Origin of the sequence: Brevibacterium sp. (genome assembly GCF_052105255.1) — a bacterium.
Taxonomy (GTDB): domain Bacteria; phylum Actinomycetota; class Actinomycetes; order Actinomycetales; family Brevibacteriaceae; genus Brevibacterium; species Brevibacterium linens_B.
This window is the reverse complement of sequence record NZ_JBQDYQ010000042.1, coordinates 17,014-28,785: the sequence shown is the minus strand read 5'-3', so window position 1 is coordinate 28,785 and position 11,772 is coordinate 17,014. Positions and strand designations below refer to the sequence as shown.

The following is an 11,772-nucleotide window of genomic DNA, read 5'->3' as shown; positions in this document are numbered from 1 at the left end:
ACGTCTCCACCGTGCCAGTCCTGGAATGGTCAATAAAGGAGACACGCCCTAGCCTCGACGACCCCGATGTCCGTGGCTTCGCGTTCGAGGATGCGGCCCTGTTCGATGTGGATCTCGGCGTAGGAGATCGCCTCGGGCGGGGTGTCGGTGCCGGCGTAGCCGATGGCGTCGAGCGCCTCGGCAACGGTGGTGCCGTCGAGATCGGTGACAGCGAGCATCTCATCGAGGTCGAAGAGCCCAGCGTAGACGGAACTGCCCATGATCGACGGGGCGAAACGGCCGCCTTCCTCGTTGAACCAGTTGACGACGGCGAGGTTGTAGGTCGGTTGCAGGCCGGATTCGGCGAGCTCCTCTTTGACCCGCAGGGCCGCGAAGAGGGCGGCGATGACTCCGTAGGCTCCGTCGAAGCGACCACCGAGCGGCTGCGAATCGAGGTGCGAGCCGATGAGGACATACGGGGCATCGGGAACGAACTCGAGGCAGGCGAACATGTTGCCGATCGCATCCACGCGCACGTCGAAGCCCTTGTCCGTCGCCCAGCCGCGCATCCAGTCACGCGTCTGCTTGTCTTCGGCCGTCAGCGCCTGCCGGTCGACGCCGTTGTTGTCGGTGGCACCGATGGTGGCGACGAAGTGGAAATCGGTGAGGAAGGCTGCGTCGGAGGACGGGGCTGCCTGATGGTTCATTGCTGATCGCTTCTCTCATGAGGGTGGGATGTGGTTTGCAAGGGACTGGGGGCGCGGGTGGCAGGCGCGGGTGGGGCTCGCACATCGCTTTTCGTTCAGTTCATCGCTTTTCATCCCGATGATCTGTACAAAATGTGATGTGAAAGTGGACGAAACTCGATGTCAATGCAGGCTCACCCGTGCTCACCCCAGACGTCCACGGGTCTCGGGCAAACGCGTGACGAAGATGAGGACGAGGCACAGGGAAGCGACGGCGGCCATGTAGTAGCCGGGAGCGGTGTTGACGCCGGTGATGTCGACGAGCCAGGTGCCGACGAACGGTGCGGTGCCGCCGAGCACTGCGTACGAGATGTTGTAGCTGATGGCCGCCGAGGTGAACCGCGTCTTCGTCGAGAAGCGCTCACAGAAGAAGTTGTAGCAGCCGCCACCGTAGCAGCAGAGGGCGAGGACGAAGATCGTCTGCCCGAGGAAGGCCAGCCCCATGTGTCCGCTGGTCACAAGGCCGAACGCCGGCACCGAGGTGACCGCCAGCAGAATCGTGCCCGCGATGAGCATGGGGCGCCGACCGAACCGATCACCGAGGTGACCTGCGATGGGCAGGAAGATCGTGTAGCTGGCCATGGCGATCGCATTGATGAGCAGCGACTGCTCACGGCTGAGGTCACCCGTGGTCTGGATGTAGGTGACGAAGTAGGCCGAGAGCATGTAGAAGCCGAGTGCGGTGACGCCGAGGACGAAGAAGACCTGGAGCATGCCGACCCAGTTCTCGCGGAAGGATTCGCGGATCGGGCTGAACTCTTTGGGGCGTTCCGCAGCAGTCTGCTTGAACAGCTCGGATTCGTCGGTCTTCGACCGGATCCACAGACCGACGGCCGACAGCGGCAGGGCCAGCAGGAACGGCACTCGCCAACCCCAGGAATCGAAGGAGGCATCGCTCATCACCGTCGACAGCACCAGGATCAGACCGCCGGCGAACACCGAGGGCAGAGCGGTCGCGGCCAGAGTGATGTTGATCCACAGGCCGCGCTTGGCCACCGGGGCGTGTTCGTAGACGAAGGAGGGTCCGCCCACGGATTCGCCGCCGGCAGAGAAGCCCTGGCCGAGTCGGGCGAGGATGAGCAGGATCGGGGCGAACCATCCGATCGTGTCGAATCCGGGCAGGATGCCGATGAGCGCCGTGCAGGCTCCGACGAGGAAGATCGTGATGGTCAGCGTCTTCCGCCGGCCCACCTTGTCCCCGAGGGCTCCGAAGAACAGCCCGCCGAGGGGACGCATGACGAAGGCGACGCCGAAGGTCGCGAAGATGACCAGCAGGCCGGTGATCCGGTCGCCGTCGGGAAAGAAGTATTCGGACAGAATGACTGCCGAGAGTCCGTACAACGTGAAGTCGTAGAACTCGACGAACTGGCCGATGCTGCCGCCGAGCAGCACTTTCCGCTGCATGCTCGTGGACGTGCGTCCCTGCTCAACTGTTGGGGTGAACATCGAGGTGCTCCTGGAGTCGCGTGATGGTTGGCACCATCTTTGCGGCACAGATCACATCAGTCCAACAGTTACTTTTTGGGTAGCTCATAGATCCGATTGATGACCGGACGCCGGGCCGAGGATCTCCTTCGTCAGCTCGCAGTAGGCCCGGCCGCGCCGATTGAGACGGACGTCGTTGGGCCAGATGAGTGCGAGGTCGATGCTCGGGAAGTCGTCGAGGAGCGGGATGTCGACGGTCTTCGAACCGATGTAGGTCCCCGAGGAGACACTCTGGCTGAGCAGGGAATAGCCGAGCCCCATCGCCACGAACGAGCGCACTGTCTCGTACCCGGAGAACGAGTGGCGAATACGCGGGACGACCCCGGCGATCCGGAACAGCTCGTCGTAGTACTGGCGAGAGTAGGGAAGATCGAGCTGGATGTAGTTCTCGTCCGCCAGCTCGCGCAGATGCACGGGGCGGGGACACCCTCCGGCCCCGAGGCGGTGCTCGAGTGATACGAGGACGTGCGGCCTGACGACATCGATGAGATACGTGTCGAAGCGGTCGCTCAGTCCCAGCGTGTACGTCAGGGCGATGTCGCAGTCACCGGCTGTGACCGCACGCTGCAGCTCTTCCAGGTCCGCTTCGAGGTAGTTGACCCGCACGTCCGGATAGCGCTTCTCGAACTCATCGTGGATGAGCGGCAGCCTCGTCGGCGCAATCGGCGAGAACACGCCGACGGTCAGCTGACCGCTCAGCGACCGAGAGAGCCCGAGCGCGGTCTCACCGAGGTTGTCGGAGGACTCGAGGAACGGTGTTATCTCCGTAAGGAAGCGCTTTCCCGCCGGGGAGAGTACGACCGACCGGTTCTTCTGTCGGATGAAGAGGTCGAGGCCGAGGGTCCGCTCGAGCTGCGCCATCGCCGTCGAGATCGCCGATTGGGTGACGTTGAGCTGCTTCGCCGCCTCGGTCATATGCTCCCGCCGGGCGACCTCCTGGAAGTACCGCAGCTGCACGAGCGTGAAATCGAGTGCCATAATCCCTCATCATCCCACCCGCAGCGGCCATGCATGCAGACACAGCCCCGCCGAGGCGGTTCGCCGCGGAGCCTTTGACCGCCGCGGCAATCCGCGTCGATCTCGGGTCAGTTTCACGTCGATCTCGTGTCGGTGCCGACAGATAGAATCATCCTCAAACACGTCAATGACGCGGTGACCATCATCTCAATAGTCATTCTCAAGTGTAACGACAATTCTAATCGAATGTTTTTCGAAGTTTCTATTGTTTTCTCCATCACGACTGCCTATAATTTCAGTAAGAGACCTTCAACGGCGAACGGAACTCGACAGCGATGACATTCACCCCCGACCGCAAGCGACGCAAGTCAGGAAAGCGCGACCGCCGCGCTGCCGCTGACTCACGCGGCGGGGCGAGTCGACGGCCACCGAACGCCTCGGTCCCCACAGATCCCACCAACGTCCCCTCTCGTGCCGCTCGTGACGCCGCGGACAACGCCCCCGCGCACCCCGAAAGCGAGTCACCACGCCCTGAATCTCTGGCTGAGCAGCTCAAGGCAGCCGGCCTCGACCTCAGCGGCCACCACTTCGCCGAGGTCTTCGAGGCCCTTGACCCCGTGGCGACCGACCCCGTAGCGACTGGCCCCGTCTCGAACGACGGCGAAGAGCAGAACGAAGCTGCGTCGACTGCCGACACCGAACACCCGAATGCAGCCGACGCTTCAGCATCATCCACCGAGGTCGAGCCGAACGCTCCGACGGACTCGCTTTCACAGCCGAACCCGACCGCACTGTTCGAAACAAGTGAGCAAAACCGCTCAACCACGCAGCCTGCATCCACTGATTCCGCCGCCCCGGCCACCACAAGCACCCCCGCCGCCGCTCAGCTCGAGACTGGAGACGATACTCAGCGACCGACCTCGCTTCACCCAGTCCTCACCGACTCCGCTTGGAACGATCTTGCCGCGAGCACTCCCGAGATCACCGACTCGATCGCCTCCCTGACCGGACTGGTCGCAGGGCTTCGGGCATTCGACCGGCCGATGGGGCCCGGCGAAGCCCTGCAGGTCATCGATGGGGCTGAGGCGCTGCGTCGGCTGAGTGAATCCCTGTCCACACTGGCACTTGCCGTCTACGAACGCGTCGGCACCCCCAAAGACAGCGGCGCCAAGTCGACCAAGGCGCTCATCCAGGAACGCCTCAACCTCTCGGGTCGAGAAGCGAACCGTCGGGCAAAGCTCGCGGAGAATCTCGGCGGACGAGTCGCTCTCGACGGCCAACCGCTTGAGCCCGAACACCCGCTCGTCGCCGAACAGCTCCACCTCGGCACCCTGCCCACGGAACATCTCACTGTCATCGAAGACTGCCTCAAGGCGCTGCCCGCCTGGGTGGACCACGAGACGAGGTCCCGCGTGGAAACCGACCTCGTCAAGTACGGGAAGTCGGTGACTGTCAGCGAGCTCCGCGACATCTTCCGTCAGATGCTCGCTGTCATCGACCCCGACGGCGCCGAGCCGCTCGACCCCAGCGACCGTTCCGCCTATTTCATCACTGCCCGGCCCAAGCGCAACGGAGACTGGAGGCTGGAGGGCGTCCTCGACCCTGTAGCGGGATCCGAACTGCACGGACTGCTGACCTCAAGAATCCAATCCGCGAAAGACGCCACAGCGACAGACAACACAACAAGCACAGCTGGATCCTCGAGCGCCGAGGAAAAGTTCGAGCCTCTCGACGCCGTCCTCACCGGAGATCGCTTCGATGCTCCACCGTGGGCCGTCATCGAGGCCGCCGGCGAATCCGAAGACTCCTCTGCCAATCGGTCCGTTCCTGCCGGCCACGGTGTCCGCCCCGATGGAGCGTCCGTCGATCTCATGAGCGAGCAGCCTAATGCGAAGGCCTGGATCTACGAGCGTTTCGCCACTCTCATCTCGCGCATCAGCATGAAAGAAGCCGCCAAGGGCTCGCCCTACGCTCTGGTCGTCACAGCAAAAGCGTCCGACATCGCCAACGGCACCGGCGAAGCCACCACAGGCTCCGGCGACCGTTTCCCTATGGACGACATCACTCGACGTGGTCTCAACGGCACTGTCTTCTTCCATCTGATGGACGAAAAGGCTCGCACGGTGGAAGTCTGCACAGATCAGCGCTTCGCCAACAAGAAGCAGACCGCGATCATCACCGCTCGAGACCGCGGATGCGTGTTCCCCGGATGTGACGCGCCCCCTGGATGGTGCGATGTGAACCATGTTGTGCCGCACGCCAGGGGCGGCAAGACCGACATCAACAACATGTGTTGTCTTTGCTCCTTCCACCACCACCTCATGGATCGCTCCGACTGGGAAGTCTTCATGCTCACCGACGGGCGACCGGCATGGCGACCGCCCGAAAGCATCGACCCCGCTCGCACGCCGATCCTCCACTCGAGGTTCATCACCGACGACATCATCGACGGCCTCTTCGGCACGTAGCTGCGCAGGACTGCTTCAAGGGCACCGCTGTGCCAACACGCACCCGTCGGCCCGCACCACCGGCCACTGCCTGCCGCGCGCTCAGTTCCAGCGAATGCGCGATTCCCAGCCACCACAAATAGACTGGGCTCATGCCTGCAGTTCCCACGAGCGCACTCCTCGCCGAGACCACCCTTCCGCACGACATCTCGGCAGCGATCCCCAGCCCGTCCATCTCGAGCTTCCAACTCGGACCGCTGACGATCCACTTCTATGCGCTGTGCATCCTCGTGGGCATCATCATCGCCATCGTGCTGACCAACCGTCGCCTGACCAAGCGCGGCGTCGAGGACTGGCAGGTCCTCGACATCGCGACTCTGGCCGTCCCGATGGCCATCGTCTTCGCCCGCATCTACCACGTCATCACGCACTACACGGACTACTTCGGACCCGGCCGCAATCCCTGGAATCCGTTCGAACCCGGCTCGGTCTGGGCGATCTGGGAGGGCGGCATCGCCATCTTCGGCTCGCTCATCGGCGGCACCTTGGGCGCGTGGATCATGTGCCGCAGGCTCGGCCTCAAACTCACCACCCTGCTCGATGCCCTGGCCCCGGGCCTCATCCTCGCCCAAGCCTGCGGACGCTTCGGCAACTGGTTCAACCAGGAGCTCTTCGGCCTGCCGACCACCCTGCCCTGGGGTCTCGAGATCGATCCCGGCAACCCGGCCATTCCGCTGGGCACTCCCCCCGGCACGCTCTTCCACCCGACGTTCCTCTACGAGGTCATCTGGAACAGCCTCGGCGCGCTCGTCCTGCTCTACCTGTCCCGCCACATCTTCTTCCAGTGGGGACGCCTCTTCGCCGTCTACCTCATGTGGTACGGCGCCGGCCGCATCGTCTGGGAATCCATCCGCCTCGACCCGAGCTTCGTCATCCTCGGCCTGCGGACGAATGTCTGGGGCGCGATCGGCGCCGTCGCACTCGGCGTCATCATCATGCTCGTCCAGTGGAAACGCCACCCCGAACCCGAAGAATCACCGTTCATCCCCGGGCGCGAACCCCAGCCTGCGAAGGACTGACGGAAACCCTCGCCGAGGCGGGTCCTCAGGTCCATGGCAGCGTTTCCCCTCCGTGGTGACGCCTCACCCGAGGCGGATCTCCAAGCCCGGGGCCGCGCCCCCGCCCCTGGTAACGCCTGATCCGTGGTGACGTTCCCCTCCGCGGTGACGCCCACCCAGCAGAATGCGGTGCCGCCTATCTGACGAAGCAGAGGGCCCCACGCAGAAAGATACCCTGAAGTAACATAGATCGTATGCACTTCTTCCGCATGATTCTGCACCTGCTCAGGTCCCATCGACGCACTGCGCGCGATATCTGGGACACGTACTCCCTGCCCATGCGCGTTCACCTGGGCGAGATCGACATCTTCATGCATCTCAACAACGGCAAATACTTCTCGATCATGGACCTCGGTCGACTCGACATGATGGTGCGCAGCGGAGCATGGCAGGCGATGCGTGACCGCGGCTGGACCGGTGTCGTCAGTGCCGAGACCATCAGCTTCCGCAAGTCGCTGAAACTCTGGCAGCGCTACAGCCTCGAGACCAAGATCTGCGGCATCGATGAGCGCACCGTGTTCTTCGAACACCGTCTGGTCGTCGACGGAGAGATCTACACCCGCGCCTATGTCGCCACACGCGTGATCTCAGACAGTGGCCCGCTCACCAGGGACGACCTCATCGAGGCGTTCGGGGTGCCGGAGAATGCACCTGAACTGCCCGACTGGCTCCACGAGTGGCGCCGCGACAATGCACTGCCGAGCACTCGGCGGCCTGCCCGGAGCAGCTGGAACTAGCCGAGCCGCCGTCGTGCGTGGCTTGCACTCTCGGCTGCACCCGAATCGCCATTGCCGGCCGCCCCACCGCACGGCCGGCCCCGGCCGGTTCAGGATTCGATCCACTCCTTGAGGCGGCCCAGGCCGCGAGTGATCGCGGTTTCATCGATACCCGAATAGGCCAGTCGGATATATGACCGGTCCTCCCCGGGCTGCGGTGAGCCGAAGTGCTCGCGGGTGCAGAATGAGACACCCGTGGCATGCAGCGCCTCGGTGGAGAAGTCCGCCAGAGTCGCGATCCCCTTCGACTCCATCGCCTCGGTGACATCGGGGAAGACGTAGAACGTCGAGCCCGGTGTCGCCACACTCATGCCGGGGATCTCATTGATGAGTCGACAGGTGGCATCGCGCCGTTTGCGCAGCACCTCCAACATCTGCCCCACCGGCCCCTGCGGTCCGCGCAGGGCAGCGATGCCCGCCCACTGCACGTACTGGTTCGTGCACGATTCGTCGTTGGTGTTCATCAGCGAGATCGCCTCGGCGACTTCCTTCGGCGCCACCGCACAGCCGAGCCGTGACCCGGTCATCGCGTACTTCTTCGAGAACGTGTAGAGGATGACGGTGCGCTCGCGCATGCCCGGCAGCGCGGCGATCGACTGCGACTTCCCGCGATAGCGCATCTCGAAGTACGCCTCATCGGAGAGCACCCACAGGTCGAATTCCTGCGCGATCGCGGCGATGGCCTCACGCTCACCCGGGGTGGATTCCGCGGAGATCGGATTCTGCAGGTCGTTGTAGATGATGGCCGTGGTGTTCTCATCGATCGATGCCCGCAGGTGGTCGAGGTCGATGGCGAACCCGTCGGAGGTCGGGACGTACCGGTAGGGTAGCGCCGTACCGCCGAGGTATTCGATCTGGGACTCGTAGATGGGGAATCCGGGATTCGGGTAGAGCACACCCTCGCCGGGGTTCATCACCGCTTGGAGGAATTTCGTGATCACGGGCTTGCCCCCGGTGGTCACGACCACCTCGGCGGGGTCGATCGTCATTCCGCGCCGCGAGCCGATGTCATCGGCGAGCGCCTCCCGCAGTTCCGGGATTCCCGGTCCAGGGCAGTAGCCGGTCTTGCCGTCGGCGATCGCCTGGTCGAGGGCTTCGACGATGTGGCCGGCCAGCGGGAAATTGAGATCGCCGAGGTGGAACGGGAACACCTCATTGCCGCGAGCCTTCCAGTCGGCCGCGGCTTGGGCCACGCGGAACGCGGTCTCGGTGCCGAGGTTGTCCAAGCGGCGAGCAGTCTTCATCGTCGGCTCCTTCTTCGTGGTCCATCTCTTCGAGGGCAATACTGAGGTATCCGTGCTGGGGTGTCCGTGGGTGCTGCGCGCCGTAGGACGGAACCGCCCCAGGGCACGGTGTGCACCGGTTCACTCACGATAGAGCACCTGACCAGGGGTTGTCAGCGGTGTCCGAGTTTCATCCGGCGCTGAGCGCGCTGCGACCAGCCAGCAGACACCACAGGCCGATGCCGAGGAAGACCGGAGCACCGAGGATGCCGCACCAGAAGCTCGGCGCTGCGGTCTCGCGCGGCAAGATGAACGCGACCACCGCGACGATGGTCAGCAGCAGCCCCGCCAGATGAAGGACGGGCTGGCCGAAGACGACGGCGAGCACGAAGAAGTGGACTCCGACGATCGCGAAGATGAGCGGGGCGACGTTCTCGGCCTGACCTACGCGAATGAGGTAGAAGCTCGCCACCGCCCCGATGATGATCTCCGCCCAGAATACGATGAGGTAGAGCGTGAACGCGGACGTCCCGGCGCTGAAGGCACTGGGTTCCGCCCAATTGCCGATGGCGGTGAGAATGCTCGGTACGGCGAGGGCGAGTCCCGCGACTCCAAGCCCGGCGAGCACGAGTCGCCAGACCAGCGCTTTGGGCGGCGCTTCCTGTGCCCAGCCCGACCAGATGAACGCAGCAAGTCCGAAGATCGCGCCGATCATGACGAGGTCGCGCGGGTGGGCTAAGTCGATCATCGTCGATCCCTTTCGTCCGATCGGGCTGTCTTCGACAATACTCAACGAGGATGATCCGCGCCCATGACGTTTTCCCGACTACCTCAGCCCTGCGCACCCTGCTCACCAGAAGTTCACCCTTCGCTGGGCGCGATGAACAGCTTCCGCAGCGGAGCACCGTCGATGTACCAGCGCGTCTTCATCCCCTCGTCGAGGTGGACCAGCGACCCCGGCGCCAATTCGATGGGGTCACGGCGGGGTTCGTCGAATTCGATGCGGCCGGTCCCGGAGATGACGAGGAAGACCTCGTCGCCTTCGATATCCCGCATCGCTCCCGCGCTCATCTCCCACAGCCCGAAATCGGCGCCGCCGATGGTGCCGAGTTCGGCGAAACCCGTCGTCACCGACTCCATCGCCGAGGCGACCGACCCGTCCGTCTCGACCGAGCCGACCGTGTCGGCTTCTCCCGCCGAGGCGGCCGGAACATTCTGCCAGTCCTCGACGGGTTCGTGGCTGAGTGGGAAATCGTGGGTGTTGATCGGCTCCATCGCGCTCATGCGACCAGTGTAAGCAGATGGCCCGCCCACTCTCCGCCATGACGAAGAAATCAGTAGGGCGATGAATTCGTTTCAGCATGCGATCTCAATCGACGCAACTATTTACTTCCCATCAGTCGTGGGATAGAACTGTTTCCGTAGGCGACCGTCTGGTCTGCCTCGAGTTCAGGAGATGATCCGTGTCCTACTTCAATGGTGAAGCCTCGCACTGGCTGGCGGCCTCCCCCGCCGACGACGTCGACCCCGCACCGCTGCCGCGCGAGAAGCAGGATCTCGTCATCGTCGGCGGCGGACTGACCGGCCTGTGGTCGGCCTATTACGCCAGGCAGGCTCACCCCGATTGGGCGATCACGATCATCGAGGCCCGCTACATCGGCTACGGTGCCTCCGGCCGCAACGGCGGATGGCTCTCAACCCTGCTGCCGGGCAACCGCACCAAGTTCGCCGAGGCGGTCGACCGTGCCCGGAAGAACAATCCCTCCGGACCGGTCGGCTCGGCAGGGCTCGACGGTGTGGCCAGCGTCAGCGCCTTCCAGTCCGCGCTCTTCGACTCCATCGACGAGGTCCTCGCCGTCTGCAAAGCTGAAAGCATCGATGCCCACCAAATCCGCGGCGGCCATATCGACATTGCTCAAACGGAGGCCGGCCTGTCCCGGCTGCGCGATCTTGAGGCCGGCAATGAGCAGTTCGGATATGGGCCCGAAGACATGCAGTTCCTCGACGCCGAGGCGACTCGGAAACGCATCAATGTCGACGGGGCGCTTGGCAGCCTCTACTTCCCCGGTACCGCCGCCATTGATCCTGCACTGCTCACCCGGGGACTCGGCCACGTGCTCAGGGAACAGGGCGTAACCATCTGTGAGGCCACCTCGGCGAGGCATATCCGAAAGAATTCGGTCGCCACGGACCGCGGGCCGGTGCGCGCGGACACGATCTTCGTGTGTCTCGAGGGGTATTCGGACACGGTCGGCGGCGACCTGCCGGGCCTGGCCGGACGTCAGGTCATCCCGGTGTTCTCGTCGATGATCGCAACCGAGCCGCTGGCGGACGAGGCGTGGGCGTCGATCGGCTGGGAGGGGCGCGAATGCCTCGGCGACACGGCGCACACGTTCATCTATGCCCAGCGCACGGCCGATGGCCGGATCGCGCTCGGCGGCCGTGGGGCGCCCTATGCTTTCCGGTCGGGTCTGCCCGGTGACGGTGAGGTCCCCGCCGAGGTGGTCGACCTGTTGGCCGGGCGCCTGTCCTCGCTCTTCCCGGACCTCGAGTTCGAGGTTGCTCATGCCTGGCGCGGTGCGCTCGGAGTGACCAGAGACTGGTGCGCCGGCATCTTCTTCGATCCCACACAGCGCATCGGAGTGGCCCGCGGCTATGCCGGACACGGGGTGACGGCGACTCATCTGGCGGCGAAGACACTGCTCGATCGGGCTGCCGGAGCATCAACGCCCTTGACCGCGCTGCCGTGGAACGATCACTTCTCCGGGCAGTGGGAGCCCGAACCGATTCGGTGGTTGGGCATCCGGTCGATGTACAAGATCTTCGGCCTCGCCGACTCGTGGGAGTCGGTGACCGGGGCGAAGAAGACGAGCCTGCTCGCCCGACTCGGATCCCGGCTGGCGGGCCTGCACGAGTAGGCCGGTCGAGAGTGACCGGTCCGGCACCACCACCGCTGATGTCCAGCGAATCATAGATCTCGAGAAAGAGAACCGGAAACTGCTCCGAGCTGACCAGATCCTGTAGTCGGCTTTCTTCGCGGC

At 64.2% G+C, this 11,772-nt stretch carries 10 protein-coding genes; 4 read left to right on the top strand and 6 right to left on the bottom strand.

Annotation, left to right across the window (positions count from 1 at the left end; genetic code table 11):
- Positions 1-29 precede the first annotated feature (29 nt).
- The 3 genes from ACTIIH_RS11725 to ACTIIH_RS11715 all read right to left on the bottom strand — a co-directional run bounded on the left by ACTIIH_RS11725 (position 30) and on the right by ACTIIH_RS11715 (position 3,188).
- On the bottom strand, positions 30-686 hold the full coding sequence (locus tag ACTIIH_RS11725) for a M20/M25/M40 family metallo-hydrolase (protein ID WP_441451938.1): 657 nt from the start codon (positions 684-686) through the stop codon (positions 30-32).
- Positions 687-869: 183 nt separating this feature from the next.
- Positions 870-2,171, bottom strand: a complete 1,302-nt coding sequence (locus tag ACTIIH_RS11720; RefSeq protein WP_441451936.1) for an MFS transporter — start codon at positions 2,169-2,171, stop codon at positions 870-872.
- A gap of 84 nt (positions 2,172-2,255) precedes the next feature.
- Entirely contained in the window at positions 2,256-3,188 is a 933-nt protein-coding gene (locus ACTIIH_RS11715) for a LysR family transcriptional regulator (RefSeq protein WP_441451934.1), read from the bottom strand.
- A gap of 314 nt (positions 3,189-3,502) precedes the next feature.
- Here ACTIIH_RS11715 and ACTIIH_RS11710 point away from each other — a divergent pair, with 314 nt between their 5' ends.
- The 3 genes from ACTIIH_RS11710 to ACTIIH_RS11700 all read left to right on the top strand — a co-directional run bounded on the left by ACTIIH_RS11710 (position 3,503) and on the right by ACTIIH_RS11700 (position 7,469).
- Complete coding sequence (locus ACTIIH_RS11710) at positions 3,503-5,635, top strand: HNH endonuclease signature motif containing protein (RefSeq protein WP_101596152.1); 2,133 nt, start codon at positions 3,503-3,505, stop codon at positions 5,633-5,635.
- Between the two features lie 131 nt (positions 5,636-5,766).
- Entirely contained in the window at positions 5,767-6,693 is a 927-nt protein-coding gene (gene lgt, locus ACTIIH_RS11705) for a prolipoprotein diacylglyceryl transferase (protein WP_441451932.1), read from the top strand.
- Between the two features lie 233 nt (positions 6,694-6,926).
- Positions 6,927-7,469, top strand: a complete 543-nt coding sequence (locus ACTIIH_RS11700; RefSeq protein WP_101554725.1) for an acyl-CoA thioesterase — start codon at positions 6,927-6,929, stop codon at positions 7,467-7,469.
- Positions 7,470-7,558: 89 nt separating this feature from the next.
- On the opposite strand, the gene ACTIIH_RS11695 is transcribed toward ACTIIH_RS11700, so the two are convergent.
- From ACTIIH_RS11695 to ACTIIH_RS11685, 3 genes are all read right to left on the bottom strand, one after another.
- The gene (locus ACTIIH_RS11695) at positions 7,559-8,752 is read right to left on the bottom strand and encodes a pyridoxal phosphate-dependent aminotransferase (protein ID WP_441451930.1); all 1,194 of its coding nucleotides are present in this window, start codon (positions 8,750-8,752) and stop codon (positions 7,559-7,561) included.
- Between the two features lie 169 nt (positions 8,753-8,921).
- Positions 8,922-9,479, bottom strand: a complete 558-nt coding sequence (locus tag ACTIIH_RS11690) for a hypothetical protein (RefSeq protein WP_441451928.1) — start codon at positions 9,477-9,479, stop codon at positions 8,922-8,924.
- Positions 9,480-9,592: 113 nt separating this feature from the next.
- Positions 9,593-10,015, bottom strand: a complete 423-nt coding sequence (locus tag ACTIIH_RS11685; RefSeq protein WP_441451926.1) for a cupin domain-containing protein — start codon at positions 10,013-10,015, stop codon at positions 9,593-9,595.
- 179 nt (positions 10,016-10,194) lie between these two features.
- On the opposite strand from ACTIIH_RS11685, the gene ACTIIH_RS11680 reads away from it, so the two are divergent.
- Positions 10,195-11,649 carry an NAD(P)/FAD-dependent oxidoreductase gene (locus ACTIIH_RS11680; protein WP_441451924.1) on the top strand — a complete coding sequence of 485 codons (1,455 nt, stop codon included), beginning with the start codon at positions 10,195-10,197 and terminating at the stop codon, positions 11,647-11,649.
- Positions 11,650-11,772 lie beyond the last annotated feature (123 nt).

Excerpts from the sequence above, each read along its gene's own strand:
- ACTIIH_RS11725 (WP_441451938.1), bottom strand. The coding sequence starts at position 686 with ATGAACCATCAGGCAGCCCCGTCCTCCGACGCAGCCTTCCTCACCGAT.
- ACTIIH_RS11720 (WP_441451936.1), bottom strand. The coding sequence starts at position 2,171 with ATGTTCACCCCAACAGTTGAGCAGGGACGCACGTCCACGAGCATGCAG.
- ACTIIH_RS11715 (WP_441451934.1), bottom strand. The coding sequence starts at position 3,188 with ATGGCACTCGATTTCACGCTCGTGCAGCTGCGGTACTTCCAGGAGGTC.
- ACTIIH_RS11710 (WP_101596152.1), top strand. The coding sequence starts at position 3,503 with ATGACATTCACCCCCGACCGCAAGCGACGCAAGTCAGGAAAGCGCGAC.
- lgt (WP_441451932.1), top strand. The coding sequence starts at position 5,767 with ATGCCTGCAGTTCCCACGAGCGCACTCCTCGCCGAGACCACCCTTCCG.
- ACTIIH_RS11700 (WP_101554725.1), top strand. The coding sequence starts at position 6,927 with ATGCACTTCTTCCGCATGATTCTGCACCTGCTCAGGTCCCATCGACGC.
- ACTIIH_RS11695 (WP_441451930.1), bottom strand. The coding sequence starts at position 8,752 with ATGAAGACTGCTCGCCGCTTGGACAACCTCGGCACCGAGACCGCGTTC.
- ACTIIH_RS11690 (WP_441451928.1), bottom strand. The coding sequence starts at position 9,479 with ATGATCGACTTAGCCCACCCGCGCGACCTCGTCATGATCGGCGCGATC.
- ACTIIH_RS11685 (WP_441451926.1), bottom strand. The coding sequence starts at position 10,015 with ATGAGCGCGATGGAGCCGATCAACACCCACGATTTCCCACTCAGCCAC.